We start from the raw sequence: 16,027 nt of genomic DNA on the forward strand, positions 1-16,027 counted from the left end.
CCGCTTTGGGCAAGGCCCCCAGCGACCCGACCTCGGTAGGGTTCCTTCATGACGCTGACGGCAAGACACTGCTCATGGCCGGCCCGTTCCGGCAGCCTCTCATCAGGGAATGTTCAACATGAAGTCACTCGGTATCCTGTTCACCACGGCGCTTGTCGCAGCCATCACCGGATGCGCCGGAAACGTCAAGGCCCCTCACATCTATTCGCCGGAAGAAACGCGATCAGGCGGCATCGGGACCTCGATCATTCCCAGGGGATCGACCGGTGAGATCTCGTACTGCGATGCCGGCATGGCCTTCCAGGTGAAGTCGCGAAGAGACCAGGCCTACGCGGCGATTGCCGCCGCCTGCCAGGGTGAAGACAGATACACCATCGTTGGCGACTATTCCTCAGGCGGCCAGGCCCGAACCGTGGTGGGTGGCATCGAAACCAGCTGCCCGGGACTGGCCGGGCGCAAGATCATCTTCAAGTGCACCGGCCCGGCACCGCGACCCAGCGGACTGCGCAGCAACCAGTAGCCTGAACAGCCATGAAAAAAATTGTTCTCATTCTGGCGCTGTGCGCCCTGGGCGGATGCGCGCTCACCACGGTCAACGAAGAAAGCGTCAAGCAGGGCATGCCCGAAGCCAAGGTGTTCGAGCTGCGGGGCGCCGGCTACAACTACGACCGTGTCTGGAAGGCAGCCATGAGCGCCATGGGCAACGGCATGGTCATCATCGACAGCCACAAGCCGTCCGGTGCCATCCGCTCGCGCATGAGCCACGGGCCCACGGGAAAAGTGGTGGGCTTCTTCATCCGGCCCACCACACCCACGGCAAGCCACTACCAGATCGAGATCGTGAGCCGGGAACCGGTCAGTCTGTTCAAACTGCCCGAGCCCACCAGCTGGGAGCCGTCGGTGCTGGCGGACTTCAAGGCCGCACTGTCGCAAAAATGATGGAGCGCTGAACCGCATCGGCGGCGATTTCCGCGATCGCCTGCAAGCACGCGATGGGCGCTAAGCTGTCGCACACCCACCCGACCGTTCCATGCCGCCAAGCTCCTACGTCATCGTGCTCGACGACCACCCGCTGGTGGGCCGCGGCATGGCGCAGTACCTGCAGTCGCTCCACCCCGCGTTGACGGTCTGTGTGGCTGCCAGCTGGGACGAGGTGCAGGACCTCCTGCAATCGGGCGGCTGCCCGCTGTTGCTGGTGGCCGACGTCTGGCTGGCCGACAGCAGCAGCCTGGGGTCGCTGGCGCAGTGGCGCTTGCACTGCGGGGAAACGCCGTGGCTGGCCATGAGCGGCGACGACGACCCCTCGGTGCACCTGCGTGTGCAAGGCGCGGGCGCACAAGGCTTCGTGCACAAGCAGGCCACGCCCGAGGTCTTTGCACGCGCCTTTGCAGCCCTGCTGGCAGGCCAGCGCTGGTTCGAGCCGGATGCGGCACATCCGGCCCCGGCGCACCGCAGCCGGGAATGGGCTGTGACACCCGCGGAACTGGGCCTGACGCCGCGCCAGGGCGAGATCCTGGCGCTGGTGTTGCGCGGTCTGCCCAACAAACGCATCGCGCACACGCTCGATGTGTCCGAGAGCACGGTGAAGGAACACCTCACCGGCATTCTGGAGCGCCTGGGTGTGAAGACCCGGGTCGAGATACTGACCCACCTGCGCGGGCGTCGGCTGGTTCTGGAGCCGCCGCCATGCGCATGACCGAAACCTTCGGTCCCCTGCTGCCCGTCGACACCCGCGATCTGTCTGCCGCCGGCAGGGTCCAGATGCTGGACCTGACCTTCGCTCGCCACCGCCTGGGCATTTCGATCATGCCCCTGGTGGCAGCGCCATTGGTCTGGTTCCTGTCGCGGCTGCAGGACGCGACCTGGCTGGCCGTGTGGGCGGGAGCCTTCTTTCTGTCGGCACTGGCCATGCGGGTCATCGGACGGCACTTTGCGCGCGACCTGAGGGTGCTGGACGCCGGGTCCTTGCTGCACAAGTGGCAGCCCCGCATTGAAAACATCGCGCTGCTGCACGGCGCTGGCCTGAGCGCTTCCGTGGTGCTCACGGCGGGGCAGGCCCCGTATGAGTTCGCGTTGTTGCTCTTTGCATCGCTGGCCTGCATCGCGGCGGCCAATGCCACCCACCAGAACGCGACGATGAGTGTTTTCCTGCGCTTCTTCTTCTCCGGCTGGGTCACCTGCACCCTGCTCAGCGTGTGGGCGTTTCCGTCGCATTGGCCGTATGTGTTGCCACTGTGCCTGCTGTTCAGCGTCGGTGTGTACCGCGATGCCCTGATCTCCCACCGCTTCTTTGTGGAGCAGGTCCGGCTGGAAGAGCGCAGCCAGCAGCTGATCGAACAGCTCAAGGCCGCCCGGCAGGGCGCGGAGCTTGCGCTGCAGGAAAAGAACCTCTTCCTGTCCACCGCCAGCCACGACCTGCGCCAGCCGATCCACGCCATGTCCTTGCTGGTGGAAGCGATTGCCCAGCGCAACCAGGAGCCGGGTCTCAAACCGCTGCTGGCCGATCTGAAGACCGGCATGGATTCGATGAACTTCATGTTCACCTCCCTGCTCGACCTGACCCGGCTGGAGAACGGCACCGTCACGCAGCGTGCCGCCCCGGTGGCACTCAAGGCCTTGCTGCGCGACACCGCCATTCTGTTCCGGGAGCAGGCGAGCCAGCGGGGTCTGGCGCTGCGCCTGCATCTGCCGCGGGAAGCGGCTCATGTCTGGGCCGATCCCGGCCTGCTGCGCCAGGCCCTGGTCAACCTGGTGCACAACGCACTGCGCTACACCGAGCGCGGCGGCATCCTGATCGGGCTGCGGCGTCGCGATTTGCATTGGCAGGTCGAGGTCTGGGACACGGGTGTGGGCATCGCGGAAGAAGACGGACCACAGATCTTCTCCCCCTGGTTCCGCAACCAGCACGCCTGGCGCCTGGACAGCGCAGGACATGGCCTGGGGCTGGCTGTGGCGGCGCGCTGCGCCCGGCTCATGGACGCCACCCTGGGCTTTCAGTCGCGCCTGGCCAGAGGATCGCGTTTCTGGCTGCGGCTGCCGGTGCATGTGGCACCGGTCGACCCGCCTGCGCCCGAGGTGCACACCCTGACACCGCTGCCGCCGCTGCACGGCCGCTGCCTGGTGCTCGATGACGACCCACAGGTGCTGACGGCGTGGAAGGCCTTGCTGGAGGGTTGGGGCGTGAGCGGCCGCTACGCCACCACAGCCCGGGAAGCGCTGCAACACCTGGACGCCGGTTTCACGCCCCAGGCGGTGTTTTGCGACCAGCGACTGCGCTCGGGCGAAAGCGGGTTCGAGATCCTCAAGATGGTTCTGGGCCGCTGTCCGCTGGCGGCCGGTGCCATGGTGAGCGGTGAGTTCGCGTCGCAGGATCTGCAGGAGGCCGAGCGCGAGGGATATCTGGTCTTGCGAAAACCCTTGGACCCGATCGTGCTGCATGCGCTGTTGTCGACCTGGCATGACGCCAGCCAGCCCTGAGAGGCCATCCCGGCTCGCAGCGCGGGTCAGGGTCTGCCACGGGGCCCCGCGGAAGGTGGAGCCGTCGGGGCCCCTTCAGCCCAAGCCCTTGGCCAGGGCCTCGAACACCACCCGGATGCGCCGGGAGGTGCGCAGTTCGCGGTGGCTGACCAGCCAGATCGGAAAGCGCACGGGGGGCACCTCGTCGAGCACGCGCACGATGCCTTCTGTGTCGCTTGCGATCTCGTCCATCATGGCGCCAATGCCCATGCCCTGGCGCACCAATGACCAGTGCGCGACCGAATGCTCTGCATAGCAGCTGAAGTTCGCCTCGGTGAGCGGCAGGCCGTGCTGGCGCAGATAGCCAAGATACTGACCGGTGCGGTCCGAGCCCACAAAAGCCAGGTGGGCGGCCTCTTCGGCGCTGCGCGGATGGCCGTGGATGCGCACCCAGTCCTCAGACGCGTAAAAGCTGGCCGAGGCCTCGCGGATGAGCCGGGCGATCAGGTCGGGCTGCTCCGGCTTGACGTGACGAATGGCGATGTCGGCCTCCCGGCGCAGCAGATCGCTCAGCGCATTGGAGGAGATCACCTCGATGGCGATGCCCGGCTCCTGCTCGCGCAGCCGGCGCACCAGGGGAGGCAACACGTGGGCCGCCACCGCGTCGGTGGCCGAGACGGAAACCACACCACCCACGGCCTGCGAGCGGCCGGTGGCCGCCAGGCCCAGCGCCTCGGCGGCGGTTCCCATCGTGCGCGCGTGTTCCAGGAGTTCCAGCCCGGTGGGCGTGAGCGCCATGGCCTTGCCCACACGCTCGAACAAGGTCACGCCCATGCGCTGCTCGATGGCCGCCACCTGGCGGCTCAGCGTGGGTTGGGTGAGTCCGAGCTTGCGGGCGGCGGCCGACAACGAACCCGTCTCGGCCGTTTCAAGAAAGGCCTTCAGCTGGTTCCAGTCGAGTTGATTCATACGTCAATGCATATCTTCACTGCAATTAACCGCGATTCCCTGCGGTGCGGCGCATGGATAGTATCCCGCTGCCACCCATTCCCATCATCCATTCGTTCGCAAACATGGCCTTCCACAGCAACGCTCCCACCGTGACCTCAGGACCCTTTTCTCAAACCCGCGCCATGGCGCGCACCAAGGCGCTTTTCTGGGACCGCGTGGCGCACAAATACGCGGCCGACCCGATTGCCGACCTGGCCGGCTATGACGCCACGCTGCGGCGCGTGCGCGGCTTGTTGACCGACGATCAGGACGTGCTGGAGATCGGCTGCGGCACGGGCACGACAGCGTTGCAGCTGGCGCCCTCCACCCGCAGCCTGCTGGCCACCGACCTCTCGGCCAACATGATTGCCATCGCGCGGGAGAAGCTGGCGTCGCAGCCTGTGGCGCAGCTGAGCTTTGCTGTGGCCGATGCGGACATGCCGTCGTTCGGACAGGGGGCCTACCACGCGGTGCTGGCCTTCAACCTGCTGCACCTGGTGAACGATCTTGATCAGGCCGTGTCGGTTGCGGTACAGGCGTTGAAGCCGGGTGGCCTGTTGATTTCCAAGACGCCCTGCCTGGCGGAGATGAATCCCCTCATTCCCCGCGTGGCGCTGCCCTTGATGCGCGCCATCGGGAAAGCGCCTCACGTCCTCTGTTTCAAGGCAGGCGAATTGCAGTCGGCCATCACCCGGCACGGCATGGAGATCGTCTCGGTGGAGCGGCACGGCACGCGCGGCAAGGACATCCGGTGCTTCATCGTGGCGCGCAAGACGGCCTGAGTTTGCCGACCCTGAGCCCGAGGCCGGTCGAGCCTGTCACGGCATTCATGGCTGCCGGCAGAATTCAGGATCTGGCCCCGAAACCCTTGTCACCTTGTCTGGAGGATCCATGTCTGGAGGCAACTGGAAAGAAATGTATGCCGCCGCCGAAGGTGGCGATCTGGCACTGGTCGAATACCACGTGAAGCGCGGTGTGGACGTCAACTACGCCCATCCCGAGTTTTTGTCCACGCCGCTCGTGGCGACCATTCTGGCGAGACAGGAAGAGGTTGCCCGTTTTCTGCTCGAGTCCGGGGCCGACCCCAGGCTTCACTCGGAGTTTGATGCCATGACCCCTGTCGAGGCAGCGCGACACGTCGGCCTGGCCGGGCTGGAGGCCTGGCTGGTGCAGCTGGGGGCCACACCTGCGCCTCCCATGCAACAACAGCGCAGGGGTTGGCTGGGCAGGCTCATCGGACGGGGGCGCCGTTGACGGTCCGCGCGAGCGCCCTCTTCGGATCGCAAGCCATGCTGTCCATCCAGCTTCTGGCCCTCTGTGTGCTGGCCTGCGTGGGCACATCCACCAGGGCCGAAGACGCCGCAGAACGAAAGTTCGTTCGAAAGGGCATGGGAGAGGGTGAGGTGCTTTTCAGGATCGGCAAGCCCGACCACGAAGCGTTCAGGCGCGTGGTCCGGGGAGAACCCGAAGAGAAGACCTGGACCTACTTTCCACACGCCAGAGACCGTCAGACCCTGACCGTCCTCACCTTTCACTCGGGTGTGGTGACGCAGATCGATCGAAAAGTGGCGAGGTGATCTGCCCCCCCGGCAGGCTCCGGCCCCGGGCGGGTGAGCGGTTCAGGGTGTGGCGGCAGCCACCCGCCCCCGTATCTCGACTTCCACGCGGCGGTTGTCCTGCAGGCAGGCGATGAGCTGCGAACGCGGCTGCTTGTCCTCGCAGCGTTTGACGGGCTGTTCCGAACCCTTGCCTTCCACCACGAACAGCGCCGGGGGCAAGCCGCGGGCGACGAGGTGGTCGCGCACGGCGGTGGCGCGTTGCAGCGACAGCGGCTGGTTGTGCTGCGCGCTGCCCAGGCGGTCGGTGTGGCCGACCAGCACGATGCGCTCGATGCCCCGAAGGCCTTTGGCGCGCTCGGCCAGCAGATCCAGCCGGGCGCGGCCGGCGGCGCGGATGTCGCTGACGCTGGCGCGGTCGAAGTCGAACAGGGCATCGGTGGTGAGCACCAGGCGCTCGATCACCACCTCCCGAACCACCGGTGCCACCGCAGCGGCGGCCGGTGCCGGCGCCGCACAGGCGGCCGCACCGCGGTCCATCGCGTCGGCCTGCTGTTCGGCGATGCCGATGTAGGGGTTGGCATGGCGCCAGCCGCCTTCGGCGTACTCGTGGCCGGACCAGACCAGCTGAACCTCCAGGCAGGCGGCCTGCGCGACCACGCAGGCGGCAGCGGGGGTGGACTTCACCCGGGCCGCGCGGGTCCACAGGTCTTCGCGCAGGCGAACGCTGTTGCCGACGGCGGGCGTCCGGTCGGCCGGCGGCTTGCCTTGTTCCAGCGCGTCCACCAGGGCCTTCGATTCGGCAAGCGCCTCCTCGATCACACGGCTGCGGTCGTTCTCGTGGTAGTTCTGCTGCGCCATGTCGAGCCAGCACTGCGCCTTGGCCCAGTGCGGGTTGCCGGTGGGCACGCGGCCGTTCTGGTTGAGCCCGGCCAGGCGCTGGCGCAGGGCGCTGATGGCACGGTGATCGGCGCGGATGGCTTCGTCGGTGAGACGCTCGGGCGCCGCGTGGGGCGGCAGCGCGCCGGGGGCACGGTCGGTGACACGCGGGTCGGTGACGGCGCAGCCGGCCAGGCCGATGCCCAGGCCCAGGCCCAGCGCGATGAGGGGCAGTGAAGGTGTTTTCATGGCGTGCAGGGTTCTGTGTCGCTTCAACGGGGCAGCGAACGGTTGGTGACCGCGTCGTCGTCGCGGAACAGGGTTTCGTCGAACTTGAAGCGCAGGCGGAGGTAGACGCCTTTGCGGGTGTAGGCCGAGCCCTGGAGCTCGTCGTCGGAGAAGCCGCGCAGGTTGTAGCCCACCGAGCGGGCCTCAGGGCGGTGCGGAAGGGCCCAAGCCGGGCAGCTTGATACAGTTCAGGCCCGCCCACGCAGGAGGCTCCATGGCCCGACTCTTTTCCAACCGTGATCGCCCCTTTGACCTCGGTGTCTTGCCAACCGAACTTCTGCTGCGTGGCACCGTGGAGCCGGTCGCTGGTGCGCGCCAGCCGGAAGATGCAAGCCCGCCGGGTGCCGACGCGATGCTGGGTGCGCTGCCCGAATACAGGGCGCTGTTCGACAGCCACCTGGATGGCGCGACCGCGCCCGCGCAAGCGCCGGTGCCCGCTGACCTCGTCACCCGCGCACGCAACCTCAAGGCCTCGGCCTACTTTCTGGAAGCCACGCTGGCCGGTGTCTGCGAGCTTGAACCACAGGACTGGCTGCAGGCGGAACACCCCGCGCACACCCACGCCTTCGTGCTGCTGGTCGAATTCAGCCGCGAACCCAAGCCTGGCGAGCCGGGCGCGCCTTGGATCTGCGGCACCAACGCCGAGCGCACCGACCTGCGGTGTGCCGAAGTGGCGGTGGTCATGGCGGGCTACATCCGCGCGCTGGGCTGGTCGGCGCGCGGGCACGTGGCCGGCCAGACGCAGGTGCATCTGGCCACCCTGGCCCAGCGCGCCGGCGTGGCGAAAGCCGTCGATGGCGTGCTGGCGATGCCCTTTTCCACACGCGGCTTTCGCATCGGCGTGGTCACCACCGACTATCCGCTGGCCACCGATCTGCCGATCGCACCCGAAGCCTCGCTGGCCTGGCCGGACGCCGAAACCTACATGGGTGCCATGGGCACCCGGCCCGGCTTCGAAGACGATGAGCTGGCGCGGCGCCCGGTGCACATGGGCCGCTACGCGATGGAGCGCATCCGCCGTGTTGACGAGCCCACCACGCTGGTGCTGCGCGACGAAATCCGCCGCGTGCCCAAGCGCGCCGACCTGTTCACACGCGCGCTGGCCGGCGACCTGGGCGACAAAGCCAGGACCGAGCGCAGCCGCTTTGCCGTCAAGCATCCGCTGGCCTTTGCCATGACGCCCCTGATCCGCGGCCTGGTGCCTCTGCAGGGAACGCGCGAACCGCTGCAGCCCACCGGCCTGGGCGGTGATCTGTCGGACCCGCAGCGCAACGCCGACGCCATCAAGGCGCTGGCCCACGTGATGGGCGCCGACCTGGTGGGCATCTGCGAGGCCGAGCCCTGGATGTACTACTCCCACGACGAGGTCGAGGGCCGGCCGATCGAGCCCTACCACCGCTATGCGGTGGTGATGCTCATCGACCAGGGATTCGAGACCATGGAGGGCGCCTCGGGCGATGACTGGATCTCGGGTGCGCAGTCGATGCGGGCCTACCTGCGTGGGGCCACGATGGCCGGCGTGATGGCGGCCCACGTGCGGCGCATGGGGTACTCGGCGCGCGCACACTCCAACGCCCATTCCGAACTGCTGCACCTGCCAGCCGTGCTGATGGCCGGCCTGGGCGAGCTCTCGCGCATTGGCGAGCTGATCCTCAATCCTTTCATTGGCCCACGTTCGAAGTCGGTGCTGTTCACGACCGACCTTCCGCTGGCGGTGGACAAGCCGATCGACTTCGGTCTTCAGGCCATGTGCCATCTGTGCATGAAGTGCGCGCGCGAGTGCCCCTGCAACGCCATCCCATTCGGGCCGAAGGTGATGTTCAACGGCTACGAGATCTGGAAGCCCGACGTCGAAAAATGCGGCAAGTACCGGCTCACCAACATGAAGGGATCGGCCTGCGGCCGCTGCATGAAGACCTGCCCCTACAACCGGGAGGATCTGGTCGAGTCCGAGCGTCTGCTGTGGCTGTCCATCGACGTGCCGGCCTCGCGCCGCCAGCTCATTGCCCACGACGACAGCAGCGGCGGTGGCCAGCGCAACGCGGTCAAGCGCTGGTGGTTCGATCTGGAGATCGTGGACGGTGCGGCGGTCACCCCTGCGGGCGGCGTGAACGAGCGCGACCTGGACCCGTCGCGCACCGACAAGCTGGCAGCGGTGCAGAAGCTCGCGTTCTATCCGCCCGCGCTGCAGCCCGCCGGTGGCACGACCTTGCAGACGGTGTCGCCCATCGACCGCCAGGCCGGCTTGCAGGCCTATGCGGCGGCCGAGTCACCCGTGGCGGCGCGCCGACGTCGCAGCAACCGCACGCCAGACGCCTGAAGTCCCGCGTTGCGATCCATCGGGTGGCAAGCCGGCTGCTCCGCGCGATGTTTTTTGGGGTAGCCGATGGGGAACTCGCCCGACGCCAAAAACCCCTTGTGATTTGAAGCCTCACAGCAACCTGCAACACGACACTGTGTCGCTGTGTGTGGTGCAGATTGAACCTTGTGTCTACTTGGCGAGGTGGCTAGATCTTGTGGCTTGGACTACCGCACAACATCCATCCTGAAGGGCGGCTGTGCAGCGGTTGCAGACGATGGGGATGCAATGACGCGCGCGTGGTCGTTGCCATACTGCAGTCATTCAGTCCCTGGCAGTGAGTGGGCTTGAGGGTCAGCTTTCTGTGGTGCTGCAGACTTCGCAGGACTAGGTGTGGCGCACACACGGCGTTTGGATGCGCCGCCCCCCAGATGTTCTTCCTCCAGCAAGCGCCCGCCGCTAGCATTTCAGACACGCACGACCATCTCGCGACGCTCCAGGGTCATAGCTTTCGGTCAACGACAGCCTTGAGCGCGTGGTACATAAGTGTCAGTCAGCGCACATGCGCCTGAGCTTTGCGTTCTCGTACTGCAACAATCGTAGCTGGGACAGTTGCGAGACCGCCCACGATGCGTGTTGAACAGGTCGAACTTAAAGCCATGCACTCCAAGCAGGTATCCGCATCGGCCCTTGTGCTCGCCAAAGACGGCGCGGATTCACCTGCGGCTGTGGTGGCTCGATGAACTCGGCCAGCATCTGAATCGAAATCACTTGCTCCACCGTGCGGCGCAGCACGCCGCTCTGAATCGCCCGGAGGGTGGCCACTTGGAATGGGACTATCGCCGAAGCGAAGGTGGAAAATTGAGCAGCTATTAACCGTGCCACACCTTCTCCGTAGCCAGTGGTGGCGCCATCAGCACGATCGGCAGCCCATCTGAGATCGATCTCTCAACTCCGACACGCAAGCCAAAGACGGACTGAATGCCCACCTCTGTCAGGACCTCCACCGGAGGTGCGTCCTTGACCAGACGGCCATTGCTGAACACGAGGACACGGTCAGCATATCGGCTTACCATGTTGAGGTCGTGCATCACTGCCACGACCGTAGCACCCTGCCTTGACTGGTGCCACGCATGGTCGAGCACCGCCTTTTGCTGCGCGAGGTCCAGCGCAGAGGTAGGCTCGTCCAACAACAGCAAGCGGTCCGACGGTTCGTCCCATATCTGTGCGAGAACGCGTGCGAACTGAACCCGCTGGCGCTCACCACCCGACAAGGTGGTAAAGCGTCGATGCGAAAACTCGTCCAGCGCCAGTGCACTCAGTGTTTCGTTCACCACCCGCACTGCGGTATGGATAGATTCCCCGCGATGCGGCAGGCGACCCATTGCCACCACTTCGCGCACCGTGAAGTCGAACGCGAGTTGTGAGCTCTGCGGCATCACCGCCATGCGCCGCGCCAGATCGCCGCGCTTCCATTCGGAAAGTGAGCGGCCCAGCAGTGTGATTGCGCCAACTGACTCCCATTCACCCGTGACCGCCTTGAGCACCGAGGACTTGCCTGCGCCATTCGGTCCGATGATGGCCACAAATTCGCCGGGTGCGATGCGCAGATCGTCGATCAGCACAAGATCGCCGCCACCGCGAGACACACGTAGGCCACTCACCATGAGCGCGGAAGGCCTCACAGACCCGCTCATGGACGCGCTTCCTCCGTGCCCTGGCGGCGACGCAACAACCACAGGAAGAATGGAGCACCAATGAAAGCGGTGAGGATGCCGATGGGTAGCTCGGCGGGCCGCACCGCGGTGCGTGCGACCATGTCGCCCGCGGTCAACACCATGGCGCCCAACAGTGATGCCAGCGGCAACACCAGTCGGTGGTCCGGCCCAACCAACAGGCGCGCCATGTGCGGTGCCACCAGACCAACAAACCCGATCACACCGCTGACGGCGACCACCGCGCCGGCCGATGCGGCGGTGAGCGCAATGACCGTTCGCTTGAGCGACTCAACCGCCACTCCCAAGTGCAGCGCCTCTGACTCGCCCAGCAACAAAGCATTGAGCTGATGAGCCAACCACGGCCCCACCAGCACCATGAGCACGATGGCCGGCGCTGCGCCCAGCAGCGAAGACCATGTCGCTCCGCCCATGCTTCCCAGGCTCCAGAAGGTAAGGTTACGCAGTTGCTCGTCGGTGGCCAGGTAGGTGAGCAAGCCAATGCCCGCTCCAGTGAGCGCATTGATGGCGATACCGCACAGGAGCATGGTGGTGGCATCGAGCACGCCATCGCGCTGCGAAAGGCGAAATACCAGCGTGGCGGTGGCCAGGGCGCCAAGAAATGCCGCCACGGGCAAGGTCCACACACCGAGCACCAGGGCCAGACCGTGCAGCACCGTGGCGCCCAGCACGATCACGGAAACGGCACCCAATGCCGCACCCGCGGATACCCCGATGAGCGCTGGATCAGCCAACGGGTTGCGAAACAAGGCCTGCATCATCACACCGGCACATGCCAGCCCCGCGCCCGCCAGCAGCGCGAGCAGCACACGCGGTAGCCGTACGTTCAGTACCACGACGCGCTGCGCGTCAGTTATGTCGGGATGGGCTTGCCCCAGCAGGATGGCCACCACCTTGCCCGGTGCGATGGCCACCGCCCCGGTTCCTATGGCGATCACCGCCGTGGCCAGAAACATCAAGGCAGTGATGATCAACACCCATGGCGCGGCGCGTTGTCGGGTCCAGACCTGACTCATGGAAAGCCCGGATGGATCTGCCGTGCCAGCGTGCGCACACCCTGTGGCGTGAAGATGCCCATGCCTTGAAGGAAGTGGCCTGGTACGGTGATGAGCCTCCCTCCCTTGCCCGCGGGTGTATCCATTGCACCTGGCGCGCGCAGGGCCACAGGTACGCCGTCGACAGGCGAAGTGCCGTCCTGGTTTGTCAGGATGAATTCCGGTGCGGCGACGATCATGGCCTCGGTGCTCATCACCTTGAAGCCTTCAATATCCTGCGCTACGTTAATAGCACCGGCCAGTTCCAGCAGGGCCGCGACATTGGTGTTTCGGCCGCCGACCAGCGTGGGTCGGCTGCCACCGGCCAGTATGAACAACGCTCTCGGCCGGCGAGACTGGCGTGCCACGTCTGCACGAACCACGGCCATCTCCCGATGAAACCTGGCGATCAGAGCCTCTCCTTCGCTCTCTCGCCCAAGCAGCTCGGCCACCACGCGAATGCGCTTTTCGACACCGTCAGGCGTTTGGTCTGCGCTAAGCACATGCACGGCAACACCGGCTGCGCGCAGTTGTTCAAGGGTTTGCGGCACGGTCCACTCGTTGGTCACAAGCACCCTGGTCGGCGACACCGAGAGCATGGGTTCGGCCGAGGTTTGCCGAAAGCCCGGCAGACGCGGCACGGCCTTTAGCTCGGTAAGGTGATCTGATCCGCCCCCCAGTGCCACGATCTGCTGCCCCCCACCCAGTGCGACCACGATCTCGGCAACGTAGCTGTTGGTCACAATCCATCGTTCTGCGCGCCCCTTTGCCTGAGCGCTCGCAGTGGCAGCTGTCACGAGCGTCAGCCCTGCGCCGAGCAACATGCCAAACGTGCGACGACTGCAATTCACGTCGTTGGGCAGGTTCACAGGGTTACCCCCGTCTCCAGCCCCGCCAGCCAGGCACCAGCCCGCGCGGGCGATTCATCCGGGACAAGGTCAATGGAACCGCCGTCGGCTTCAAGCAGGCGAACGCCGATGGAGCCGTCCGGTGACTGCACTTGCAGGGCTTCGATCACCCCCGCCATTCGCAGGTGCAGCTTACAGGCGGCATCGACCGCGTGCACAGCGGGAGGTGTCGACGAGGTTTTTCTCAGTGGGCCTTGGTAGCGGGCGGCCACGCCGCGTCCTCGAACGTCGACCGAAACCTCTTTGACATGCCCGCAGGCAAGCAGGGCTGCCTGGCCCAGGGATGCTGCAGCTTTGCCCTGCGCCATGAGTTGCTTGGCAGTTTCGTTCCGGCCTGACAGAGGCAACACAAGATGTGGCGCGTTCGCCTCCACCGTGGCGGACCAGACTGAGCTCGCGTGTTGCAACGGGTGCGCCTTCAGCCAGGGCATCGCAACTTCCCGACCTGACTTGGACATGAGGAACAGGCGTCCGATGGCATCGCCCTGGGCATCGAACCAGTTCAGGCTCACCGTATGTCCATGGGCGTCGTGCTCTTCAAACAAGAAGCAGCGGCTTATACCCTGCGAGGTGACCAGCGCATCGTGCTGTGACGTCCGAAAACGCAGGAGAGTCTGGTCAACATCGACGCGTGCGTCGTCCATGATGAACAAGCCCACACCCAGACGGTTGCGAGCAGCGAGCAGAAGCTTGCCCCACGCTTCACAGGGCGCGAGCAGCTCCGTGAGATCTGTGTACAACTCGGTCGCGCCATGACCCATTCGACTGGCCAAGAGGGCCGCCTCGGGCACCCCAAGGCGCTGTGCTGCATCCGGTCCATGCAAGTGGTGGTGCTGCTGCAGAAGGTCCGACCATGCGCTGCGCAGGGCGTCAGGATTGGCCAGCAGATACGCCGCGCGGTTCTCGACCGTGGTGTCTATCGTCATGCTCTTCTCCTTCAGAATCGGTAGGTAGTAGTCGCATACCAGAAGCGCGCAGGTGGATCCTGCACAGACCCTGTCGCGCTGTAGTTGGCGGGCTGGCGTCGATTGTTGAGGTTGTCCACACCCAATGCCAGCGACCATGCAGGGCTGACCTGATAGCCGAGCTTCACATCCAGCGTACCGAAGTTGCTGTTGGTGGGCGGCGGCGTGACCGCAGGCGGGGTCACCGCAACGCTGGCGTAGTAGTCGCGCAGGTAGCGCCCTTGCACATCGAGGCGCCAGGAACCTTGCTCGTAGCGCGCCCCCGCTCGCAGGGTGTGCCTGGCGCGCTGAATCAGGCGGGCACCTGTCTGACCGTCTGTGGCGTCGAGATAGTCCCAACCTCCTGTGATCGACCAGCGCGGGTTCAGCTGCCAAGTGGTGCCAAGTTCGGAGCCGCGCAATCTGGCCTTGCCAATGTTGGTGTAGACGGCTCGGGTGGTCACACCCACGGGATCACCCGGCAGGGCAGCGCGATTGACGGTCTGGATCAGGTTGGTCACCCGCGAGTCAAACAACACCCATTCGCCCGACCAGCTCGATGCCGAGTAGCCCGCCACCAGCTCCCAGGCCTTGTTGGTTTCCGGCTGGATATCGGCTTGCCCCAGGATCAATGAGCGCCCGCGTGTGAACCGCGCATATTGCTCCAGCGCTGAGGGGGCCCGGTAGGCCTCGCCATAGCCAACACGAAAACTCCAGGGTCCAGGCGAATATCCGAGCGAGACCCGTGGTGTGGTGGCACTGCCGAAGGTGGAGAAATCGTCCCACCGAAGTCCTGCAAGTAGTCTCCAGGCGGGGGCCAGTCTCCATTCGTCCTGCAACAGCACATGTTGGTTGGTGGTCCTGGCCACTTGCGCCACGATGCTCACGTTCAGATCTTCATCGCGCTGTCCGGCTCCCACCACCAGGGTGTGCTGTCCGAGGTCCAGAGCGTACCGGGCATCCAGTTGAGTCTGGTCGTAGTCCGTGGTTTCAATGGTCGGGAAACTGCGCGTGGTGGACGCCTTGCTGTTGCCGTGTGAAAGGTCCACCGACAGCGCTCCCTGCCCTACCGCGCCCGTGTACCGCAAGGCGGCGGTGTAACGCTCTTCACGTTCATGGGTGGTGAAGTCGGTGATGGGTGCGCGTGCCGTGCGACCCGGCCCCATGTCATCCTGGTCAACAGATTCCAGCAACCAGCGCAGCTGTTGGCCTGGCACCAGTTGCACCACACCTTCGTAGTTCAGGTAGGTTTCGTCGATCTTGCTGAGGTCGTAGGTAGTCATTGCTGTGCCTGGGTAGCGAAACAGATCGCGCTGGCGCTGCTCGACGCTGAAGCGGTGGCCCGCGCCTTGGGTTCCCACGTACAAGGTGGCGCCGGCGATGGCCGTCCCACGATCACCGCCCTGTACGGCGCCCAGTGTCAGGCGTGTGCTGCCCCGCTTTACTTGGCCCGGTTGTGGGGCCTTGGTGATCACGTTGATCACGCCGCCGGTGGCGTCGGCCCCATACAACGCAGACATGGGGCCACGCACGATTTCGATGCGCTCCACATCTTCTGTGGAAAGCAGGTTCAAGCCTGATGTGCCGTATTTTCCCGTGCGGCGCAGGCCATCGACCAGGATCAGCACTGGGGAGCCCGCGTTGGAAATGAGGCCGCGCATGGCCACAAATGCACTGGTGCCGTTGGCGCGCGCATCGACACCCGTCGCCAGCTTCAACGCCTCGGTCACGCTGGTACCGGCATAGGCCTCAAGGTCTTTGGCAGAGATGACTTGTACCGAAGCCTGCACATCCTGAATGGGTTGTTCGCGCGAAGTGGCGGTGATGACAACCGCCCGAAGCGTTGCGTCAGAGGAGGCAGTGGGTTGCGCGAGAGCAGTTTGAAAAACGGAAAGTGCGAAGCACAAGGAGATGGTGAGGCGGCTAGCTTGCATGAT

At 65.5% G+C, this 16,027-nt stretch carries 16 protein-coding genes; 8 read left to right on the forward strand and 8 right to left on the reverse strand.

The window, feature by feature from the left end; translation table 11 throughout:
* Positions 1 to 118: 118 nt before the first annotated feature.
* The 4 genes from QUV35_RS02050 (at position 119) to QUV35_RS02065 (ending at position 3,477) form a co-directional block, all read left to right on the forward strand.
* Entirely contained in the window at positions 119 to 520 is a 402-nt protein-coding gene (locus QUV35_RS02050) for a hypothetical protein (RefSeq protein WP_300870476.1), read from the forward strand.
* 11 nt (positions 521 to 531) lie between these two features.
* The gene (locus tag QUV35_RS02055; RefSeq protein WP_300870477.1) at positions 532 to 939 is read left to right on the forward strand and encodes a hypothetical protein; all 408 of its coding nucleotides are present in this window, start codon (positions 532 to 534) and stop codon (positions 937 to 939) included.
* A 91-nt stretch (positions 940 to 1,030) separates the two neighbouring features.
* Positions 1,031 to 1,696 (forward strand): response regulator transcription factor, encoded by a 666-nt coding sequence (locus tag QUV35_RS02060; RefSeq protein WP_300870478.1) that lies wholly within the window; start codon positions 1,031 to 1,033, stop codon positions 1,694 to 1,696.
* The gene (locus tag QUV35_RS02065) at positions 1,687 to 3,477 is read left to right on the forward strand and encodes a hybrid sensor histidine kinase/response regulator (RefSeq protein ID WP_300870479.1); all 1,791 of its coding nucleotides are present in this window, start codon (positions 1,687 to 1,689) and stop codon (positions 3,475 to 3,477) included. Before QUV35_RS02060 ends, QUV35_RS02065 begins: the two co-directional genes overlap by 10 nt.
* Before the next feature lie 75 nt (positions 3,478 to 3,552).
* Here QUV35_RS02065 and QUV35_RS02070 read toward each other — a convergent pair whose 3' ends face one another.
* Positions 3,553 to 4,425 carry a LysR family transcriptional regulator gene (locus QUV35_RS02070; protein ID WP_300870480.1) on the reverse strand — a complete coding sequence of 291 codons (873 nt, stop codon included), beginning with the start codon at positions 4,423 to 4,425 and terminating at the stop codon, positions 3,553 to 3,555.
* A 131-nt stretch (positions 4,426 to 4,556) separates the two neighbouring features.
* On the opposite strand from QUV35_RS02070, the gene QUV35_RS02075 reads away from it, so the two are divergent.
* The 3 genes from QUV35_RS02075 (at position 4,557) to QUV35_RS02085 (ending at position 6,023) form a co-directional block, all read left to right on the forward strand.
* Positions 4,557 to 5,228, forward strand: a complete 672-nt coding sequence (locus tag QUV35_RS02075; protein ID WP_300870481.1) for a class I SAM-dependent methyltransferase — start codon at positions 4,557 to 4,559, stop codon at positions 5,226 to 5,228.
* A 109-nt stretch (positions 5,229 to 5,337) separates the two neighbouring features.
* The gene (locus QUV35_RS02080) at positions 5,338 to 5,700 is read left to right on the forward strand and encodes an ankyrin repeat domain-containing protein (protein ID WP_300870482.1); all 363 of its coding nucleotides are present in this window, start codon (positions 5,338 to 5,340) and stop codon (positions 5,698 to 5,700) included.
* 35 nt (positions 5,701 to 5,735) lie between these two features.
* Positions 5,736 to 6,023: a hypothetical protein gene (locus QUV35_RS02085; protein ID WP_300870483.1), complete on the forward strand. Its 288-nt coding sequence runs from the start codon at positions 5,736 to 5,738 to the stop codon at positions 6,021 to 6,023.
* Positions 6,024 to 6,065: 42 nt separating this feature from the next.
* Here the strand turns inward: QUV35_RS02085 and QUV35_RS02090 are convergent, their stop codons facing one another.
* Entirely contained in the window at positions 6,066 to 7,130 is a 1,065-nt protein-coding gene (locus tag QUV35_RS02090) for an OmpA family protein (protein ID WP_300870484.1), read from the reverse strand.
* Between the two features lie 23 nt (positions 7,131 to 7,153).
* Positions 7,154 to 7,303, reverse strand: coding sequence for a hypothetical protein (locus QUV35_RS02095; RefSeq protein ID WP_300870485.1), 150 nt, complete (start codon positions 7,301 to 7,303; stop codon positions 7,154 to 7,156).
* Positions 7,304 to 7,383: 80 nt separating this feature from the next.
* On the opposite strand from QUV35_RS02095, the gene QUV35_RS02100 reads away from it, so the two are divergent.
* On the forward strand, positions 7,384 to 9,489 hold the full coding sequence (locus QUV35_RS02100; protein WP_300870486.1) for a reductive dehalogenase domain-containing protein: 2,106 nt from the start codon (positions 7,384 to 7,386) through the stop codon (positions 9,487 to 9,489).
* A gap of 851 nt (positions 9,490 to 10,340) precedes the next feature.
* On the opposite strand, the gene QUV35_RS02105 is transcribed toward QUV35_RS02100, so the two are convergent.
* The 5 genes from QUV35_RS02105 to QUV35_RS02125 are packed head-to-tail and all read right to left on the reverse strand — an operon-like array spanning position 10,341 to position 16,024.
* Positions 10,341 to 11,165, reverse strand: a complete 825-nt coding sequence (locus QUV35_RS02105; RefSeq protein ID WP_300870487.1) for a heme ABC transporter ATP-binding protein — start codon at positions 11,163 to 11,165, stop codon at positions 10,341 to 10,343.
* Positions 11,162 to 12,220, reverse strand: a complete 1,059-nt coding sequence (locus QUV35_RS02110) for an iron ABC transporter permease (protein ID WP_300870488.1) — start codon at positions 12,218 to 12,220, stop codon at positions 11,162 to 11,164. The genes QUV35_RS02105 and QUV35_RS02110 overlap by 4 nt, the downstream gene beginning before the upstream one ends.
* Positions 12,217 to 13,107, reverse strand: coding sequence for an ABC transporter substrate-binding protein (locus QUV35_RS02115; RefSeq protein WP_300870489.1), 891 nt, complete (start codon positions 13,105 to 13,107; stop codon positions 12,217 to 12,219). Before QUV35_RS02115 ends, QUV35_RS02110 begins: the two co-directional genes overlap by 4 nt.
* Complete coding sequence (locus QUV35_RS02120) at positions 13,104 to 14,072, reverse strand: ChuX/HutX family heme-like substrate-binding protein (RefSeq protein WP_300870491.1); 969 nt, start codon at positions 14,070 to 14,072, stop codon at positions 13,104 to 13,106. The genes QUV35_RS02115 and QUV35_RS02120 overlap by 4 nt, the downstream gene beginning before the upstream one ends.
* 11 nt (positions 14,073 to 14,083) lie before the next feature.
* Positions 14,084 to 16,024: a TonB-dependent receptor gene (locus QUV35_RS02125; protein WP_300870493.1), complete on the reverse strand. Its 1,941-nt coding sequence runs from the start codon at positions 16,022 to 16,024 to the stop codon at positions 14,084 to 14,086.
* Positions 16,025 to 16,027: the final 3 nt, after the last annotated feature.

Origin of the sequence: Hydrogenophaga sp., from assembly GCF_030373225.1 — a bacterium.
In the GTDB taxonomy this organism is placed as follows: domain Bacteria; phylum Pseudomonadota; class Gammaproteobacteria; order Burkholderiales; family Burkholderiaceae_C; genus Hydrogenophaga.

Excerpts from the sequence above, each read along its gene's own strand:
- QUV35_RS02060 (WP_300870478.1), top strand. The coding sequence starts at position 1,031 with ATGCCGCCAAGCTCCTACGTCATCGTGCTCGACGACCACCCGCTGGTG.
- QUV35_RS02070 (WP_300870480.1), bottom strand. The coding sequence starts at position 4,425 with ATGAATCAACTCGACTGGAACCAGCTGAAGGCCTTTCTTGAAACGGCC.
- QUV35_RS02050 (WP_300870476.1), top strand. The coding sequence starts at position 119 with ATGAAGTCACTCGGTATCCTGTTCACCACGGCGCTTGTCGCAGCCATC.
- QUV35_RS02065 (WP_300870479.1), top strand. The coding sequence starts at position 1,687 with ATGCGCATGACCGAAACCTTCGGTCCCCTGCTGCCCGTCGACACCCGC.
- QUV35_RS02100 (WP_300870486.1), top strand. The coding sequence starts at position 7,384 with ATGGCCCGACTCTTTTCCAACCGTGATCGCCCCTTTGACCTCGGTGTC.
- QUV35_RS02110 (WP_300870488.1), bottom strand. The coding sequence starts at position 12,220 with ATGAGTCAGGTCTGGACCCGACAACGCGCCGCGCCATGGGTGTTGATC.
- QUV35_RS02120 (WP_300870491.1), bottom strand. The coding sequence starts at position 14,072 with ATGACGATAGACACCACGGTCGAGAACCGCGCGGCGTATCTGCTGGCC.
- QUV35_RS02105 (WP_300870487.1), bottom strand. The coding sequence starts at position 11,165 with ATGAGCGGGTCTGTGAGGCCTTCCGCGCTCATGGTGAGTGGCCTACGT.
- QUV35_RS02090 (WP_300870484.1), bottom strand. The coding sequence starts at position 7,130 with ATGAAAACACCTTCACTGCCCCTCATCGCGCTGGGCCTGGGCCTGGGC.
- QUV35_RS02125 (WP_300870493.1), bottom strand. The coding sequence starts at position 16,024 with ATGCAAGCTAGCCGCCTCACCATCTCCTTGTGCTTCGCACTTTCCGTT.
- QUV35_RS02055 (WP_300870477.1), top strand. The coding sequence starts at position 532 with ATGAAAAAAATTGTTCTCATTCTGGCGCTGTGCGCCCTGGGCGGATGC.
- QUV35_RS02080 (WP_300870482.1), top strand. The coding sequence starts at position 5,338 with ATGTCTGGAGGCAACTGGAAAGAAATGTATGCCGCCGCCGAAGGTGGC.
- QUV35_RS02085 (WP_300870483.1), top strand. The coding sequence starts at position 5,736 with ATGCTGTCCATCCAGCTTCTGGCCCTCTGTGTGCTGGCCTGCGTGGGC.